Origin of the sequence: Kibdelosporangium banguiense (assembly GCF_017876405.1) — a bacterium.
Taxonomy (GTDB): domain Bacteria; phylum Actinomycetota; class Actinomycetes; order Mycobacteriales; family Pseudonocardiaceae; genus Kibdelosporangium; species Kibdelosporangium banguiense.
Genome location: NZ_JAGINW010000001.1, coordinates 6962942 through 6980950 on the forward strand (window position 1 = coordinate 6962942; position 18009 = coordinate 6980950).

Genomic DNA, 18009 nt, shown 5'->3' on the forward strand with positions numbered 1-18009 from the left:
TCTTGGCGCCGCCCGATTGCTTGGTCTGCCGCATGCGTCGGGGAGGAAACATGCGGCAGACCTGCCTGCTCAGCTACGCCATTGCTCCACAAGTGCCTTGGAATCACGCAGAAGCACAGCTGCTGCCTGCTTGTCCGGCACGGTCAGCCTGACCACGTAGTTGAACGTCCACATGGCCAACGCTGCTGCCTGCGGCTGCTTGGCGGCGGCGAAGCGCTCCGCCAAGTCGATCGGTGGCTTGAGCGCCGGTGCCTGCCCTGCCGCCAGCCGATCCACCAAGGCCCGCAGGTCGTCCGCGGATGTCCGGACAGTGAAAGCGATCCGATGCAGGGACGTGCGACCTGCCTTGTCGACCGCGGCGATCTCCAGGGAATGGCTGCCGAGAGCCAGTGTGTGCAGCGGCAAGGTGCCTGGGGAGAGCGGCTTCCCGTCCAGTTTCGCCTCGTGGGAGGCGACACCCGACCCGGAATCCGTCGCCTGCCAGGACAATGCAAGATCCTTGGAGTCGCCGTACTCGCCGCCGGGATCGACGCCTGTCAATGCCAGGACAGGTGCCGACGTGTCGAGTTTCACCTCACGGGAGCCTTCGGCCTCCACGTTCCCGGCCACGTCCACCGACCGGTACCGGACCACATGGGAACCTTCCCCTGTGATCGGGAACGGTGCGGTGTAAGGAGTCCAGGCGCCACCGTCCACACTGTACTCAGTGGACTCGACACCCGAACCGTCCTCGTCGTCCGCAGCTGACAACGTGATCTTCGGCGGGGTGACGTACCACCCGTCCTTGCCGTCCGGTGCAGGGGCGGAAAGGGTTGTCCTGGGCGCCTGGACGTCGACCACGCCGTTGCCCACGAAGGTCATCGAGTCCAGGTCGAACGGGCTCGGCTGACTGCCGCGGAACACCATGAACAGCTCGGTCGTCCCCACCGGCCGCGTGATGTTCACCGCGGGCAGCAGCACGTAGTTGTCCCAGCCACCGGTGTTCGGGACCGGTATGTCGGCCATGAGCTGACCGGTGGGCGAACCGGCCCGCAACTGGACCGAACCGCCGCCGGTCGGCGACGACACCCGCAGTTGGACCTGGTTGATCCCGGTGAAGTTCATCGGTTTGAACGAGATCCAGTCGCCGTTGGAGATGTCCCCGATCCGCCTGCCGGACTCGGCACCGGCCTGCGAGACGATCCGGATACCGGAGGAATCGGTGAAGTACTCGGCCTGCTTGTGCTTGGGCTGCAGCACATGGGTCGCACGGCCGGTCAACGGCGGCACGCCCTGGCTGCCCTTGTCGGTGTACGAGGCGTCCACCGAGTAGAAGATGTTCGCGTCCGCGTGCCCGGTGTCGAGCACGGTCGGGAACTTGCCGCGGCACGCGTTGATCGGATCGGTCGGGTGCGCGTGCGCGTCATGGCCGAGCGCGGGGGAGACGACCACCTTGGTGCAGTCGATCTGGCCGTCCTCCGGGTCGGTCACCTTGATGTCGAACGGAACCTGCTGGCCGAAGTCGAAGAATCCGCCGTTCACCGGGCGGGCGATCGACACGGCCGGAGCGGTGTTGCCCACCGAGACCGACACGTTCGCCGAGCCGGTCTTACCGGTCCCGTCGGTGACTTCGAGATGCACGTTGTAGGCACCACGAGTCGTGTAGGTGTGCGTGGGATTGGCTTCGGTGGACGTCGCGCCGTCGCCGAACGTCCACTTGTAGGTCACCGGCGTGCCTTCGGGATCGGCCGAACCAGCGCTGGAGAAACGGACCTCCAACGGCACACCACCGGACGTCGGCGTCGCCGCGACCTGTGCGACGGGCCGCCGGTTGCCTTGGCTGTAGTCGATCCGGTAGAGGCCCGAGTCGGGGTTGTCCCGGCCGTAGCCACCGCCCCACTCCAGCAGGTACAGCGCGCCGTCCGGGCCGAAGCGCATGTCCATCGGGGCCAGCGTCTTCTGGCTGGTCAGCCACGGGTCGACCTTGAGGATCGAGCCCTGGCTGTCGAGGTTGAACGTGAAGAGCCGGTTGCGTGCCCACTCGTAGAACAACGGCCTGCCGTCGTAGTAGGCGGGGAACTTCCGGTCGGACGCCAGGTTCGGGTCGAACCGGTAGACCGGACCGGCCATCGGGGCGGCACCACCCGTGCCCAAGTCGGGGAACTCCGCCGAAGCGCCGTAACCGTAGAAGACCTCAGCGGTTCTGGCCGCAGGCAGGTTGGTCAAGCCTGTGTTGTTCGGCGAGTCGTTGACGAGGTTGGCGCAGTCGAACTTCGCACCCGAGGTGTTGGTGGCGAAGTCGAAGTCGTTGTACGGGATGTTGTTGGCCACGCAGTACGGCCAGCCGTAGTAGCCAGGGGACCGGATGATGTTCCACTCGACCTTGCCGTCCGGGCCGCGGTTCGGATTGGCGTCACGCGCGTCCGGGCCGTAGTCGGCCATGTAGATCGTGCCGTCGGTGTCCACAGTGAACCGGAACGGGTTGCGGAAACCCATCGCGTAGATCTCCGGCCGGGTCTTGGCCGTGCCCGGCGCGAACATGTTGCCCGCCGGAATGGTGTAGCCGCCACCGGGTTCCGGGTGGACGCGCAGGATCTTGCCACGCAGGTCGTTGGTGTTGGCCGCCGTCTTCTGCGCATCGAACAGGTCCCGGCCCGGCCGCTCGTCGATCGGGGCGTATCCGCTGGACTGGAACGGGTTCGTGTCGTCGCCGACACCGATGTAGAGGTTTCCGCCCGGCCCGAACGTCAGGTAGCCGCCGGTGTGGCCGGGCTCCTCCAGCCTGGATGCGGGGACCTCCAGGATCACCTGCTCGGAGGCCTTGTCGATGGTGTTGCCGTGCGCGGTGAACCGGGAGATCCGGTTGATCTCGGCGGTGCCCGGCGGCGAGTAGTTGACGTAGATCCAGTGGTTCGTGGCGAAGTCCGGGTCGACGGTGATGCCGATGACGCCGTCCTCGCCGCCGGAGTACACCGGCAGGTCCAGCGCGGTGGACGTGGTGTTGGTGGCCGGGTCGACGACCTTGACCTGGCCCAGGATCTCGGTGTAGTAGACCCGCCCGTCCGGCGCGACGGTCAGTGCGGTCGGGGCCTTGGTGTTGGTGTCAAGCGGAACCTTCTCGAACGCACTGTCCACAGTGGCCGAGCAGTCCGACGGCACGGCCTTGGCCGCCGTCTTGACGCCACCGAGGATGTGCTCGATGAACAGCGGTTCGCTGTACGCGCCCTGCGGGTGGCCCATCGCGGTGGACCAGACCTTGGCCAGGCCGACGTCACGGCACCAGGAGATCGGGTGGTCGGCGCCCATCGCGTCCGGGCCCGGGTTGTAGGTGCGTTCGTCCGCGGTCACCAGGACGTGCACTTTGCCGCGCATGTTCTGGTCGAAGTTGTACCACTCCTCCGCGCGCTGCCAGCGGGCCGGCAGGCCCTCGGTCGAAGCGTGGTCGTGCTCGGCGACCTTGGCCAGGCCCTGCAGCACGCCGGGGGAGTGGCTCGGCATGTGCGCACCGGCGTTGACCAGATCGTCCCACCAGGGAAAGGACGATTCGATGCCCATGTCGGTGGCGTTGTGGATGGCCGCGATGCCACCGCCGTTGCGGACGTAGGTCTGCACGGCCTGGCGTTGTGCGTCGGTGTCCCAGACCATGCCGGACGTCTGGAACATGATCACGACGTCGAACGTGGCCAGGTTGGCGTCGTTGAACACCGCGGCGTCCTCGGTGTGCACGACCTCGAAGTTGTTGTCGGTGGCGAGCTTCTTGAACATCGCCACCCCGGCGGGGATGGAGTCGTGCCGGTAGCCGGCGGTCTTGGTGAACAGCAGTGCCCGGAACGCCGGCTCAGCCTGCGCCGATGCCGTCACTGGTATCAGGCCGATCGTTATCAGCACCGCGGCGAGCGCCGCGGCAAGGCGTGTTCGCATGGGAACCTCACAGCAGGGTGTTCAGTTGTCAGAGTGACTTCAGGAAGGCCAGCCCGTCGGCTGCCAGGTCGTCCTGGCTCGCGGCCAGCGGTCGCCAGATCGACGCCGCGGTGGCGATGCTCGCGTTGTGCGAGGTGAACGATTCGATACACAGTGGACCGTCATAGCGGGCGTCACCCAAGGCGTCCAGCAACGCCCGCCAGTCGAGGTGATCACGCCCTGGTGTGCCGCGGTCGTTGCCGCACACCTGCACGTGTGCGATCCGGCCGTTGGCCGCCCGGATCGCGGCTGGGATGTCGGTCTCTTCGATGTTCTGGTGGTAGAAGTCCAGTGCGACACCGCAGGACGGTAGTCCGGCCAGTGCCTCCAGTGTCTGGCCGATTGTGTTGAGCAGGCTTGTCTCGTATCGGTTGAGTGGCTCGACGGCGACCGTGACACCGGCCTGTCGCGCGTGTTCCAGCACTAGCAACAGGTTGTCGCGCAGTTCGCGGATGTCGAACTCGCGTTCTTCGTCACGGGCCCGCCACGTCCGGCCGACCGACGTGTACGCCGGTCCGGCGATCACCTGCGAACCGACCTGGAAGGCGACGTCCACACAGGACCGCAGGTAGTCCTGTGTGGACGCCACCGTGCCGGGGGCAGCTCGCACGAGCTCACGCCCTGGCGGCATGACAAGCACGACGGTCGCGGTCAGGCCGAGGTCGTCCAGCAGTGCCTTGGCCGCGCCGGGTGCCCAGTCGCCGAGGTTCTCCACCGGCAGCTCGATGGTGTCGAAGCCCCACCCGGCGATCTTCGGCGCGAGTGCCCGCAGCGCCTCGTCGTCCAGGGGAGAGGTCCACACCCAGGTGTTCACACCGATCTTGAAGGACACCGGCTTACTTCCACTTGTCGGGGTAGCCGGGCATCTGCTGGCAGCCGCACAGGGCGTAGTGCAGGGGTGGCATGCCCTGGGTGCGGTAGGTGTCCAGGGAGGCGTCGTTGATCACTGGTTGGGGCAGGATCCATTCCTGGGGTACCTGTTCGCCTTTGAGGATTTTGACCGCGGCGATGACGGGTGTGCGCCACTGGTAGGTGGGGTAGGTCGGTGCCTGTGCGGTCAGGCTTTCCTTTTTCCATTTGTCGAGGAATTGTTGCTGGTCTTCGCCGGAGATGGCGGGTGCTTTCTTGCCGGCGTCTTCGAAGGCTTCCAGGACGGGGACGGCGGCGGTGCCGTCGTCCATCCAGATGCCGTTGATGTCGCCGCGTTGCAGGTAGTCCGAGACGATGCTTTTGGCTTTGGCGCCGTCGTTGCCGGTGAACTCGGTCCCGACGACCTGCACACCCTTGTTTTTGAAGATGCGTTCGGCCGCGGCCCAGCGGTGTTCGAGCACGTCCACGCCGGGCAGGACGCGCAGGGCGAGTACTTTGCCGCCTTGGCCGACTTTCCCGGACAGGAATTCGGCGGCGGTCGCGCCGAATGCGTAGCCGCCGATGGGGTGGATGAAGGTGACCGGGCATTTGGTGTTCACGCCGCGGTCGAACACGATCACCGGGATTCCCTTGGCGCAGGCGGCTTCGACGGCTGGTGTGAGGGTTGCGGTGGTGTTGGGGGAGACGATGAGGGCGTTGCAGCCGCTGGAGGTCAGTTGCTGGATGTCGCTGATTTGTTTGTCGTCTTTGGCTTCCGCGTCCAGCACGGTGAACTTCGTGATCTCCGGGTGGAGGGTGGCTTCGACTTGCATGGTCTTCCAGCCGACCTGGCGCCAGGGGTTGTCGACGGAGGCGTTGGAGAAGCAGACTTCGTAGGGTCCGGGTTTGGCGAACTTCTTGGTGTCGGCCATGGTGGGTTTGAGTGCTTGTTCCCAGGGTTTGTCGGCCGGACCTTGGGGTTTCTCGTCGCGCAGGGCGAGTTGGCGGTCGTATTCGGCCTGGTCGAAGAACTCCGACTTGGCTGTCGCCGGAGCCGAGCTGCCGGGTGGCGTGCTCGCGGGTAAGTCGCTCGAACATCCGGTGAGGATCAGTAAGCCGGCAACGCTGATGGCCGTGCACCCCAGCTTCATGCTTTCTTCCTCCTCCAGTTGACCGACGCGTACGCGACGGCCGCGATGATGATCACGCCCTGCACAGTGGATTCCAGCCCGCCGGCCACGCCGAGCAGGTTGAGCAGCGAGAAAAGCGATTCGAGGGTCAGGGCGCCGGCCATGGCCGCGACGACGGACCCACGCCCGCCGCCGAGCACGACCCCGCCGAGGACGACCGCGGTGATCACCCGGAATTCCAGTCCGTCGCCGACTTGGGCGGAGACTCCGGCGAACCCGCCGAGCAGGATCGCGGCGAGTGCGGCGGACAGGCCGGACAGGACGAACGCGAGGGTGCGTAGTCGTTCGACCCGGCCGCCGCCGAGCCAGACCGCGGTGTCGTTGTCGCCGACCGCGATGAGGGTGCGGCCGGTGGGGCTGCGCATGAACAGCACGGCCAGCGCGATGATCACCGCGAGGACGACCACCGACCAGGGTAGTTGGCCGATGAGGGGGATGCCGTCGATGCCTTGGCGGCCGATGGTGCGGAAGGAGTCGGACAGGGCGCCGCGGGGTGCGCCGCCGGTCCAGAGGAAGACCGCGCCGTCCAGCACGAGCAGCATGCCGAGGGTGACGATGAAGGAGGGGACGAGCAGCCGGGTGGTGATGGTGCCGTTGAGCAGGCCGATGAGAGCGCCGATGCCCAGCATCAACCCGATGACCCAGAGTGTCGCGGTGTCGTTGCCGTCGATCAGCCGGGCGGCGATGACGACTTCGGCGGTGACCAGCGAGCCGACGGAGAGGTCGAATCCGCCGCTGACGATCACGAAGTACTGCCCGATCGCCAGGATCATCAAGGGCGCGGCCCGTTTCAGCAACGCCAGATACCCCGCCGGCTCCTGATAGGACGGCCCGGCGAAGGCCAGCGCGATGAGCAGCAGGGCGAGCACGGCCAGCACGGGTGCTGTGCCGGACGCGAATCTCGGGCGGGTGGCCGTGGTGGTTGTCTCGGTGGTCATCGGGCCCTCCGGGACAGCTGGCTGCGTGCGTAGAGGGCCACGGCGGTGATGAGGACGGCGCCGCGGACGACGTCTTTGAGGAAGGGGGTGACGCCGAGGTCGTCGAAGATGGTGTCCAGGGTGGCCAGGATGAGGACTCCGCCGATGGTTCCGGCCACCCCGCCGCGGCCGCCGGACAGCAGGGTTCCGCCCAGGACCACGGCGGCGATGGATTCGAGGTCGTAGCCGCCGTCGGTGCCGACGTAGGGTGAGCCGGAGCCTAGGCGGCTGGCCAGCAACAGGGCCGCGAGCCCGGCCATGATCGAGCACAGCACGTGTACTTTGACGGTGGTGCGGCTGGTGCGGATGCCGGATAGCCGGGCGACGTCTTGGTCGCCGCCGACGGCGTAGATGTGGTAGCCGCCGCGGGTGCGGGTGAGGTACCACCAGGCGAGACCGGCCAGGGCGAGCATGACCAGCGTGGAGACCGGGATCGGGCCGATCCGGTCGTAGCCCAGGTGCTGGAAGCCGCGTGGTACCGATCCTGCTGGGCCGGTGTAGGTGTTTTCCAGATAGCCGCGGATGATCAGGGCGATGCCGAGGGTGGCGATGAAGGCGTTGACGTTCAGCTGGGTGATGACCAGGCCGTTGACCAGGCCGACCATTGCGGCGAAGCCGAGGGTGAGCAGGATGCCGGGGATGATCATCGCTGGGTCGCCGGCCATGGTCTCGGCCGCGATCAGTGAGCACAGTCCGATCAGGTAGGCCACGGACAGGTCGAGGGAGCCGGTGAGGATGACCATGGTCTGGCCGATGGCGACCAGGCCGAGCACGGTGCCGCGGGTCAGGATGTTGAGGATGCCGCCGTGATCGAGCAGTACCCCGCCCTGAACGCCGACCAGGATGCTCCCGGCGACGAGCAACACGACGAGTGCGACGTAAACGGAGACTGTGGGGCTGATGGTTCGCTGAACGCGTTGTCGCACTTGTCGTTTCGCCATCGTCGCGGTCACGCCGTGCCTCCTGTCGCCAGGGCCATCACGGCTTCCTCGGAGGGTTCGGCGGGCAGTTCACCGGCCAGCCGGCCGTCGTGCATGACCAGCACCCGGTCGCTCATCCCGATCAGTTCCGGCAGCTCACTGGAGATCATCAGGACGGCCACACCCCGGCCAGCCAGCTCACGTAACAGGTCATAGACCGATTTCTTGGCACCGACGTCGATACCGCGGGTCGGCTCGTCGGCCACGAGGATCTTCGGTTGCACCGCAAGCCATTTCGCGAGCACGACCTTTTGCTGGTTGCCGCCGGAGAGATACCGCACCTCCTGCTCGGTGCCCATCGACTTCAGCTGGACCGAACGCAGCAACTGCTCGACATCGATCCGCCTACGGCCGAATGCCGCGTTGCGGACCAGCATCGTGTTGTCCCGCACGGTCTGGCGCAACGCCAGGCCTTGGCCTTTGCGGTCCTCGGTGACATGCGCGATGCCCTGCCGGATCGCGGCCCGCGGCGACCGGATGTGCACCAAGCGACCGTCTACTTCGAACTCGCCGGCGGTCAACGGATCGACTCCGCAAATGGCTCGCGCCACCGCGGAACGCCCGGACCCCTGCAGGCCTGCCAGGCCGACAATCTCACCGGCGTGCAGCTCCAGATTGATCCCCCGCAGGCGATTGTTGCCGCCGTCGCGGATCGCCAGCCGGACCGTGCCCCGCGTCCGGGATCGGTCCGGGAACATCGCGTCCAGCGGACGGCCGACCATCGCACGGACCAACTGGTCGGCCGTGATCTCGTCGGTTTTCGTGGTGGTGACCCGAATTCCGTCCTTCAGTACGGTGATGCGCTGGCTGAGGTCGAACACCTCGCGCAGCCGGTGCGAGACGTACAGCACCGCGATTCCGCTTGTGCGCAGGCGGTCGACCAGGTCGTAGAGCAGTTCGACTTCGTGGTCGGCGAGTGCGGCGGTGGGCTCGTCCATCGCGATCACCCGTGCGTCCATGGACAACGCCTTGACGATTTCCACCACCTGGCGTTGTGCCACGGGTAACCGCCGGACCGGGGTGCGCGGCGTGATCCCGTGTTCCCCCAATCGGTCCAGCAGGTCCGCGGTGTCGGCCTCCATCCGGCGGCGATCCACCTGGCCCCGGCGAACCGGCTCCCGGCCGAGGTACACGTTCTCGGCCACGGTGCGGTCGGCGAGCAGGTTCAGCTCCTGGTGCACGATGGCGATTCCGGCCTTCTGCGCGTCGCGGGGCGAGGCGAACGAGACCGTTTGTCCATTCAGGACGATCTCGCCGGTGTCCGGCCGGTGCACCCCGGCCAGGACCTTCATCAAGGTCGACTTGCCCGCGCCGTTCTCCCCGACAAGGGCGTGGACTTCGCCGGCGTACATGTCGATGTCGACGTTCCCCAGCACCGTGACGCCGAGAAACTGCTTGCTGATCCCGCTCAACCGTGCCGCTGGCGTCATGAGTCACACCCCAGTCCCCGACGACTGCGTTCTCTGAAGCCCAGGTGAATCCGGTGACCGTGCGCTCGCCCACAGTCATGATCGGGGACTTTACGGAGGACTTACGTAACCGTCAAACAAAAGTAATGCCGACTTCGGCAAAACTTGGCAAAGTCCCTCGAACGTCGCACGCGACTAGGCCAATCGAGGCCCCCTGGTTACTGCAAAATCGATTTGGCAGGTAACGTTGCCCCGGATAACAGTGTTGGCCGGCAGGGGGCGGCGCGTGGAGTTTCAGTTGCTGGGCCCGGTACGGGCATGGAACGACGGCCACCCCATCGATCTGGGTGTGCGCAAGCAGCGGTTTGTCTTCGCGATGATGCTGCTGGACGCCAACAAGCTTGTGCCCGCCGAGCGGCTGGTCGACCTGACCTGGCCGGAAGGGGCGCCACGCAGCGCCCGCGGAGTGATCCACACCCACATCAGCCGGTTGCGCTCGGTGCTCGGGGCGGCCGAGGCCGAGCACCACGGGGTGGCCCTGATCAGCAACGGGCCGGGTTACCTGCTGCGCTGCGATCCGAAGCGGATCGACGTCAACCGGTTCCTCGAACTGTGCGTCGAGGCCCGGGGGATGAGCGACGACGAGGCCCGGATCAGGGTGCTCGACGAGGCCCTGGCGTTGTGGAACGGCCCGGCGCTCGCGTCCGTCGCTCCGGAGGAGACCCGTGCCCGGCTGAGCCGTCATCTCGACGAGGCGCGGCTGCTGGCGTTGGAGGAGCGGTTCGACGCCCATCTGAGGCTCGGACGGCACGCCGAGATCATCCACGAGCTGACCGAACTCGAGGCGGAACACCCGTACCGCCAGCAACTGGCTGCCCAGCTGATGCTCGCACTGCACCGCAGCGACCGTGGGCCCGAGGCGCTGGCCGTGTACCAGAAGCTCTACCAGCGGCTGGACGACGAACTGGGCATCGAGCCGTCGCCCGCGTTGCGGCAGTTGCAGATCCAGGTCCTGCGGGACGACCCCGTGCTGACCCTGGATGTCCGGCCGGCCAAACCCGGCCCACGCCAGCTGCCGCCGGACGTCGATCACTACACGGGCAGGCAGAACGACATCGACGAGATCTGCTCGTTGCTGACCCGCCAGCAGTCCGACGACGTGCTGCCGGTCGTGGCGATCACGGGCAAACCTGGCCTGGGCAAGACGGCGCTCGCGGTCCGTGCCGGTCGCCGGCTCGCCGCGCGGTTCCCGGACGGGCAGCTGTTCATCGACCTGCACGGTAACGGATCGCGGCCGCGTGACCCCAGCGAGGTCCTGGCCCGGTTCCTGCGTGATCTCGGTGTCGCGGGCGCCGACGTTCCGTCCACAATGGAAGAACGGATCGGCCTGCTGCGGGACCGCACCGCCGGTCGCAAGATCCTGCTGGTGCTGGACAACGCCGCAACCGAGCAACAGGTCCGCTCGCTGATCCCGGGCGATTCGGGATGTGCGGTGCTGATCACCAGCCGGCGCCGGCTGGCCGGGCTGGACATGCGCAAGCTCGTCGACCTGGACGTCCTGGCCGCGCACGAGGCGCTTGTCCTGCTGGGCGACCTCGTCGGCGACGACCGGCTGGCAGAGGCGGAGGCGAGTGCCCAGCGGATAGTCGAACTCTGTGGCGGTCTGCCGCTCGCGTTACGCATTGTCGGCACCAAACTCAGGTCACGGCCGCACCAGACCGTCGCCGCACTGGCCGAACGCCTGGAGGACGAACGGACCCGGCTGGACGAACTCGTCGGCGGGGACCGGGAGATCCGGGCGAGTTTCCTGCTCAGCTACGACACCCTCGACGCTGAACACCAGCGCGCGTTCCGGCTGCTGGCGCTGATGCCGGACAACGGGCTGCCGATGTGGGGCGCCGCGGCCGTGCTCGGCGTCGACCTGCGAACCGCCGAACGGCTGGTGGAAAACCTCGTCGACGCCAACCTGCTTGAAGGCGTGCCGGGACGTTACCGCTTCCACGACCTGATCCGGTTGTACGCACAGGAAAAACTCGAGCCCGACCCCGAGCGCGATACCGCCCGGACACGGATGGTAAACGCGTACCTGTACCTGGGCAAAATCGCCGACGCCCGGCTCGAATTCGGTGGCCTGCACCAGTTCGACACGCCGGCGTTCCCGCTCGACGCCCCGGCCGTGCTGTCCTATGTGGAAAGCGATCCGGCCGGCTGGCTGGATGAGGAGTATCCGGGAATCCTGGAAGCGATCGAGCGCGCCGCGACCTCCGGGCAGGACGAACTGACCTGCCACCTGTCGGCCACCCTGGCCGCATTCCTGGAGCTGCGCGGGCAATGGGCGGATCTCACCCGGATCGCCTCCTTGAGCCTGGCCGCGGCCGGTCGGATGTCCAGTCCTTATTGGACGGCGTACGCGTTGTTCGCGATCGGCCTGGCGGCACGGGAGATCCGGGACTTCGAGCAGGCGGAGAACTCGTTCCGGGCCGGGCTGAAGATCCTGCCGGAAGCGGGAGATCCACTGCTCGAGGTCGTCACACTGCTGTCAGTCGGTGTGGGCAAACGGCTTCAGGGCCGATGGGTCGAGGCCGACGGGTACTTCACCGGGTGCCTGTCGGTGCTGGAGGCGTTGGACGCACCGCGGTGGCGTGCGTACACCCTGCGTGAGTCCGGTGTGCTCGACCGGTATCGCGGGCAATGGGAACGTGCGGAGAAAAGCCTGCGCACAGCGGTGAGCACGTTCGAGAACCTGGGAGATTCCCGCTGGATCGGGGCATCCCTGCGGGAGCTGGGCATCATCCGGCGCGAGGTCGGCGATCTCGACGGTTCGCTGGAATTGCTGACCCGCAGCCGGGACGCCCTGCGCACAGCCGGTGACCTGCGCCGGGAAGGTGCGGCCTGGCGATGTCTCGCTGACACACATAGTGAGAAGGGGTCACTCGACGAAGCCCGGTACTGCGCCGAACGCAGCCGTGACCTGTTGGCACAGACCCTCGACGCGCATGGCGCGGCCTGTACCGACGTGTGCCTGGCCGACATTCTGCTCGAATCGGGCGACCTGCCTGCTGCTCGCGTGTGCCTGGACAAGGCAATGGCCGCGCTGGTGTCGTCGGGGGACCCACGGTGGCACGCGAAAAGCCTGGTCAGCCATGGGCGGCTGCTGCGGGCCACCGGCGACCAGGCAGCCGCGGAGGCCGCCTGGTCGGAGGCGTTACAGATCTTCGCCGAGCTCGGTGCCCACCAGGCCCGGCAGGTTCGTACGCTGCTGCAGCCCTAACGCCGGACATCCCCAGGGCCCGGCGGCTGTCGGTAGTACTGCTGCGGCTGGTAGTACTGCTGCTGCGGCGGATACTGCTGTTGTTGGGGCGGGGAGAAGAACGGTTGCATCGGGGCCTGCGCGGGCGGCCACACGTCCTGCGATTGCCGGGATGCCTTGCGGTTGCGGATACCGATGCGCAGGTTCTGCGCACCGATCACGATGATCACCGCACCGATCGCCATCCCCATGATCGTCCCGACCTTGGCGGAGGTCCTGCTCTCCTCCAGCGTGCTCTCGATGACCTTGCCGTACCGGGTCTTGGAGACGCAGACGTCGCCCTGCCGCATCGTCTCGCCGCCGCACTCGACCTGATCACTGGTGAACTTGATGACCGCGCCGGCGATCATCAGGACACCGAACACCATCGCGACGCTGGAGAAGATGATTCGCTTCACTACCCATCCCCGAACTTTCCGGACAACGCCCGGAGCATGGCACGGGGGTCTTTCAGTTTTCTTCCAACGCGGCTCGGATAGCGGCGTCCACGTGCAACCGGGTGGTCGGGAAGACCGGCAGCGAGCTGTCCCCGGCGCTGATCAGCAGCTCGATCTCGGTGCACCCCAGGATGACGCCCTGCGCGCCGGCCGTGGCCAGCCGCTTGATCACACCCTGGTAGACCTGCCGTGACTGGGCGCTGATGGTGCCCTGGACCAGTTCCTCGAAGATCACACGGTGCACTTCCGCACGGTCGTCCCGCTCCGGGACGATCACCTCGAACCCGTGCTGCGCAAGGCGATCACGGTAATAGTCCTGCTCCATGGTGTACGCCGTGCCCAGCAGCCCGACCTTCGTCAGGCCTGCCTGGACAATCGCCTCCGCGGTCGTGTCGGCCAGGTGCAGCAACGGGATGCCGACCGCGGCCTGAACCTCGTCGGCGACCTTGTGCATGGTGTTCGAACAGATCAGCAGCAGATCCGCGCCCGCGGCCTGGACACTGCGACCGGCGTCGCCGAGCACCTTCGCCGCGTCGGCCCACCTGTCCTCGATCTGCATGACCTCGATGTCGGCGAAGTCGATCGAGTACAGCACGATCCGCGCGGACCGGTACTCACCCAGCCGGTCGCGTACCCCCTCGTTCAGCAGCCGGTAGTACTCCGCGCTGCTGACCCAGCTCATGCCGCCGAGCAATCCGATCGTCTTCACGACATCTCCGAGCGCAGTGTGATCAGGGTGATCTCGCTCGGGGCGAAGATCCGGAACGGCGGGCCCCAGAAGCCGCTGCCACGCGTGGTGTAGAGCTGTGTGCGGTCGCCGTGGCTGGTCAGGCCGTGCACGGAAGGCTGGTCGAGGCGGACCAGGTAGTGGAACGGCCAGATCTGCCCGCCGTGGGTGTGCCCGGAGATCTGCAGGTCGACCTGGCCGATGGCCTGCCGGATCTGCTTGGGCTGGTGGGCCAGCAGCACGACCGGCAGATCGGTGTCCACGCCGGACAGTGCCTGGCCCAGGTCGGCGCCGTGGCCTTCGATGCCCGAGGCCTCGGCGATCGCGTCGTCCACGCCCGCGAGCACGAGCCTGGCGCCGCCGCGCTGGACGACGATGTGCCTGTTGTGCAACGGTTCCCAGCCGAGGCCGGCCATGTGGTCGAGCCACCCCTGGGCTTGGCTGAAGTACTCGTGGTTGCCGGTCACGTACACCTTGGCCAGTCCGGCTTGGACTGTCCCCAGTGGAGCGGCCTGGTCCTTGCGGCGTTCGGCCGTACCGTCGGCGATGTCGCCCGCGTGGCAGACGATGTCCGCCGACAGCGAGTTGACCGCGTCGGCCAGCCGTGCGGACCACCGGGCCCGGTCGAGCGGGCCGTAGTGCGTGTCGGAGACGACGACCAGGCGGGTGCCGTCCAGATCCTTGCCCAGCCGGGCGATGGTGACGTCCACACGCTTGACCCGGGGTGTCCGCATGGCCTCGGTGTAACCCCAGGTCAGCAGGCCCACGGCGGCGAGCAGGACGAAGCCGGCGGTGAGCCGGGCCCGCAGCGGATCGTCCACCCCGGACAAGGCGAGGCCGAGCACCTGGCCGATCACCGACCAGACCAGCAGCACCCAGATCACGCCCAGGGTGGTGTCGCCGATCTTCGCGGCCCAGTCCCGCCCGTCGCGCCGGTGCCCCAGGTACATCGACAGCGGGAAGCCCACGAGCGCTGCCGCGAACACGACCGTGCCGGTCACGAACACGGCCGCCGGCCAGTCCGCGCCGGACCCCAGCAGGGTCCACCACGGCACCCCGAACATGACCAGCAGGATCGCGGTCAGTATCAGCGACCTGACAAGGATTCTCACCACACAAAGGATATCCGACACGGCATTTCGGCCGTCCCGGCGCGGCCGCGCGGCAGGCACGCTGCCGGGATGACAGACGAGACCAACCAGCGAGTCCGGATGCCGGGCCGGCTCAAGCTGGTGCTGGGCATCCTGATCTTCCAGATCCTGGCCAACGCCTTTGTCGGATTCCTCGTTCTGGAGGACCTCAGTGACCGCGCGAGCCACGGCCAGAGTGTGAGCGGTGCCGGCCTGGCGTACTTCGCCGGCTACCTGTCGGTCGCGGTGGCCGTGCTGCTGGTGGTCTGCGTCGTGCTGACCTTCCGGCGGATGTCGTGGGTGCGGCCTGCCGTGATCACGGTCCAGGTCGTGAACATCGTCAGCGGGGTGATCGCCCTGCTCAGCAGCGGCGCGATCGCCGCAGCGACCGGCATCTTCCTCGCGGCGGCGATCATCGCGAATATGTCGCGTGACGACGTACGCGATTGGTATGTGCGCTGACACCGATTTGTTGCACAGTCGAGTCCGGGCAGAGGTGGACATTCAGCCTGCCCGGTCTGTGCGGTTTGCCTAGAGTGACCCCCGTGCGCACGCCGAATGCGACTGGTCTAGTGTTCCCTCGCCATTGTGACCCAGGAAGACGGTCGTGGCACCGATAGAGGGGAACTTCCGGAAAATGTCCACTGATCTACCTGCTCCGCCCCAGGCTTCCGAGCCACAGCCGGCAAAGAAGAAGGGCCTGCCCAAGTGGCTGGTCGGCATCATCGCGGTGATCGTCGTCGGTGGTGGCGTCTACGCGTTCAACTACTTCTCCAGCGATGTCGCGCAGGCCAAGGCGGGGGACTGCGCGAAGGTGACCGGCACGCAGAGCAAGCCCGAGTACGCGTCGGTCGCGTGCAACTCCGCTGACGCGAATGTCATCGTCGGCAAGGCACTGTCGAGCACCACGGAGAGCTGCGGCTCCGAGACCTACCTCGAGTTCACGCAGACGGCTCGGCGGGGCCCGGACACGAAGCTGTGCCTGGTTCCCAAGTTCGAGGAAGGTCAGTGCTACAAGATGGACGCCGGCGACTCGGTGGCCATCACCAAGCAGGCCTGCGGCGCCGACAACATCAAGATCACCAAGGTGATCACGGGCAAGGCCGACGAGGCCCAGTGTGGCGAAGGCACCAAGGGCCTGCCGATCCCGGAGCCGGCGACCACGTACTGCCTGGCGCCCGGAGCCTGATCCCGGCGCTGAACAACCCGCAGCCCTCGTGCGCGGCCGGACCCCGACATCGGCCGCTCACGAGGGCTGTTTTTTCAGGTACAGCACCGCGGGCCCGCTGAACGGGGCCTGGAAATCGGTCGAGGAGTCGGCGCGCACGCCGGTGACCGTGACGATCCGGCCGGTGCCCGGGTTCAGCCATTGCCCGTAATACGTTGCTCCGTTCAGTCCAATGGTGAAATCCTTGCCGGGGCTGAAAACCAGGTACTCCTCGGAATTGGCCAGGCAATAACCGGTCGAGCACAAATCCGGCCGAGGCCTGGCGGTCGCCAGATCCATCAGGGACGCGTACCGGCGGACGTATCCAAGGTTGTCGCGAATTGACATTGCGTTCGGATCGTTCATGCTTCCGCCGATGCCGTACGCGCCGTCGTAGGCGTCCATGTAAATCGGATTCTCGCCCTGGGTGAAAGATTTCCACGGCCACGAACTGTCACCGCACAGTCCGCACAGGTGATCTGTGTCCGACAGGATCACTTTGGCGCCGGTGGCCAGTGGCGGATTGTTCACGTCGCCGTTGGGCGAGATCCAGTCGGCGGGGGAGTTGTACAGGTCGGCGTTCTCGCCCGGGTAGTTCGAGGTCATCCCGACCGGATGGACCTTGCCGCGGGACGCCTCGTAGGCCTTGATGAACTCGATCATGTGGTACTGCCACGGCGCCGAGTCGGCCGGGCCCTCGTTGCTGATCTCGTAGAGGATGTTGTCCAGGTCGCCGACGGTGTCGATCACCTTGCGGACGTAGGCCTCCTGGCGCGCGGTGATCTCCGGGGACGCCAGCGTCTGCGTCTCCTCGCCGCTGGCGTTGCCGTTCAGGTCACCGTCCACACCGTTGATGTTGTTGGCGCGGTTGAACGGGTGACCCTGCCACGGATTGTTGTCGCAGAGTTCACCTTTGCACGCCTCGATGCTCCAGCCGTCGAACAGCATCACCGAGACGTACATCCCGCGGTCGCCCGCGGCCATGATCCGCTCCCGCATCCGGTCGAAATAGGACTGGTCGAACCGGTCGAGGTCGAACCTCGGCTTGCCGTCCAGCGCGAGCCGCGAACCGGCCCGCAGGTACGGGCTGGGCAGGCTGTAGTAGTCGTCCCTGGTGATCTCGTTGGACCAGCGGGACTGCTCCCACACCCACAGCCGGAAGAAGTTGTGGTTGTGGCGCTGCAGGAAGTCCAGGTACGCCGGGTAGTCGAACACCGGCGGCGGGTCGCCGTAGCCGGTGTCCTGGAAGTTCTGCCAGGTGTGCGACCCGGTCAGCAGCACAGGCCTGCCGTCCGGAGTCGCGAAGTACCGGCTGTTCGCGCTACTGACCCGCAACGGTCCGGTGGCGACGGAAGTCGTGGCAGGAGTCGGCTGAACGGTCGGGGCCTCGCCCACGATGGTCACCTCGATCAGGATCAGGCACAGCAGCAGCGGGACGAACCGGACCATGATCTGCAGAACCTAGTGATCATGAGGTCATGTCCGGGTGAGGACAGACCTCATGATCAATCGTGGGATGTCTGGCGGCCCAGCGCGCTGGCCAGCTGGCTCTTGGTCATCTTGGAGCGGCCCTTGATGTTGCGCTTCTTGGCCTCGTTGTACAGCTGGTCGCGCGTGGGACCCTTCGGGCCCTTGGTCCCGGACCGCTGGCCGCCCCGGCGCTGGGGTGACATGTCCTGAGTGGACGTCCGGCTGGCCTCCCGGGACTCACCGGACTGCGCGCGGTTCTTGTTGACCGTCCGCGCGGCGATCTCCTTGGCCCGTTTGGTGCCGGCGCCGCGGTCGCGGGCCGAGTCCTTGATGTGCTCGTACTGCCGTTCTCGCTTGTTGCTCCAACTCTGGGGCATCACGCAC

14 protein-coding genes are annotated in these 18009 nt (G+C 66.8%); 3 read left to right on the forward strand and 11 right to left on the reverse strand.

Annotated elements, in window-relative coordinates:
• Nucleotides 1-69: 69 nt before the first annotated feature.
• Genes JOF56_RS32300 through JOF56_RS32325 form a run of 6 tightly spaced genes read right to left on the reverse strand, consistent with a single transcriptional unit; the run spans nucleotide 70 to nucleotide 9365 of the window.
• Nucleotides 70-3900 carry a ThuA domain-containing protein gene (locus tag JOF56_RS32300; protein WP_209643232.1) on the reverse strand — a complete coding sequence of 1277 codons (3831 nt, stop codon included), beginning with the start codon at nucleotides 3898-3900 and terminating at the stop codon, nucleotides 70-72.
• Nucleotides 3901-3928: 28 nt separating this feature from the next.
• The gene (locus JOF56_RS32305) at nucleotides 3929-4771 is read right to left on the reverse strand and encodes a sugar phosphate isomerase/epimerase family protein (RefSeq protein WP_209643233.1); all 843 of its coding nucleotides are present in this window, start codon (nucleotides 4769-4771) and stop codon (nucleotides 3929-3931) included.
• 4 nt (nucleotides 4772-4775) lie between these two features.
• Complete coding sequence (locus JOF56_RS32310) at nucleotides 4776-5939, reverse strand: substrate-binding domain-containing protein (protein WP_209643234.1); 1164 nt, start codon at nucleotides 5937-5939, stop codon at nucleotides 4776-4778.
• Nucleotides 5936-6916 carry an ABC transporter permease gene (locus JOF56_RS32315; protein WP_209643235.1) on the reverse strand — a complete coding sequence of 327 codons (981 nt, stop codon included), beginning with the start codon at nucleotides 6914-6916 and terminating at the stop codon, nucleotides 5936-5938. Before JOF56_RS32315 ends, JOF56_RS32310 begins: the two co-directional genes overlap by 4 nt.
• Nucleotides 6913-7896 carry an ABC transporter permease gene (locus JOF56_RS32320; protein ID WP_209648616.1) on the reverse strand — a complete coding sequence of 328 codons (984 nt, stop codon included), beginning with the start codon at nucleotides 7894-7896 and terminating at the stop codon, nucleotides 6913-6915. Before JOF56_RS32320 ends, JOF56_RS32315 begins: the two co-directional genes overlap by 4 nt.
• 8 nt (nucleotides 7897-7904) lie before the next feature.
• Nucleotides 7905-9365 (reverse strand): sugar ABC transporter ATP-binding protein, encoded by a 1461-nt coding sequence (locus JOF56_RS32325; protein ID WP_209643236.1) that lies wholly within the window; start codon nucleotides 9363-9365, stop codon nucleotides 7905-7907.
• Between the two features lie 265 nt (nucleotides 9366-9630).
• Between JOF56_RS32325 and JOF56_RS32330 the strand changes: the two genes are divergently transcribed.
• A complete protein-coding gene (locus JOF56_RS32330; RefSeq protein ID WP_209643237.1) occupies nucleotides 9631-12615 on the forward strand; it encodes an AfsR/SARP family transcriptional regulator in 2985 nt (994 codons plus the stop codon).
• Here JOF56_RS32330 and JOF56_RS32335 read toward each other — a convergent pair.
• From JOF56_RS32335 to JOF56_RS32345, 3 genes are read right to left on the reverse strand one after another with little or no spacing between them, the layout of a single operon-like run.
• Nucleotides 12612-13052, reverse strand: a complete 441-nt coding sequence (locus tag JOF56_RS32335; protein ID WP_209643238.1) for a hypothetical protein — start codon at nucleotides 13050-13052, stop codon at nucleotides 12612-12614. The genes JOF56_RS32330 and JOF56_RS32335 overlap by 4 nt on opposite strands.
• 52 nt (nucleotides 13053-13104) lie before the next feature.
• Nucleotides 13105-13800 carry an aspartate/glutamate racemase family protein gene (locus tag JOF56_RS32340; RefSeq protein WP_209643239.1) on the reverse strand — a complete coding sequence of 232 codons (696 nt, stop codon included), beginning with the start codon at nucleotides 13798-13800 and terminating at the stop codon, nucleotides 13105-13107.
• Complete coding sequence (locus JOF56_RS32345; protein WP_209648617.1) at nucleotides 13797-14882, reverse strand: metallophosphoesterase; 1086 nt, start codon at nucleotides 14880-14882, stop codon at nucleotides 13797-13799. Before JOF56_RS32345 ends, JOF56_RS32340 begins: the two co-directional genes overlap by 4 nt.
• A 117-nt stretch (nucleotides 14883-14999) precedes the next feature.
• Here JOF56_RS32345 and JOF56_RS32350 point away from each other — a divergent pair, with 117 nt between their 5' ends.
• Together JOF56_RS32350 and JOF56_RS32355 are read left to right on the forward strand one after the other, a co-directional pair.
• Entirely contained in the window at nucleotides 15000-15410 is a 411-nt protein-coding gene (locus JOF56_RS32350; RefSeq protein WP_209643240.1) for a hypothetical protein, read from the forward strand.
• Nucleotides 15411-15585: 175 nt separating this feature from the next.
• Nucleotides 15586-16137 (forward strand): LppU/SCO3897 family protein, encoded by a 552-nt coding sequence (locus JOF56_RS32355; RefSeq protein WP_209643241.1) that lies wholly within the window; start codon nucleotides 15586-15588, stop codon nucleotides 16135-16137.
• Between the two features lie 57 nt (nucleotides 16138-16194).
• Here JOF56_RS32355 and JOF56_RS32360 read toward each other — a convergent pair whose 3' ends face one another.
• Together JOF56_RS32360 and JOF56_RS32365 are read right to left on the reverse strand one after the other, a co-directional pair.
• Nucleotides 16195-17604, reverse strand: coding sequence for a DUF6298 domain-containing protein (locus tag JOF56_RS32360; protein ID WP_209643242.1), 1410 nt, complete (start codon nucleotides 17602-17604; stop codon nucleotides 16195-16197).
• Between the two features lie 56 nt (nucleotides 17605-17660).
• Nucleotides 17661-18002 carry a plasmid stabilization protein gene (locus JOF56_RS32365; RefSeq protein ID WP_209643243.1) on the reverse strand — a complete coding sequence of 114 codons (342 nt, stop codon included), beginning with the start codon at nucleotides 18000-18002 and terminating at the stop codon, nucleotides 17661-17663.
• Nucleotides 18003-18009 lie beyond the last annotated feature (7 nt).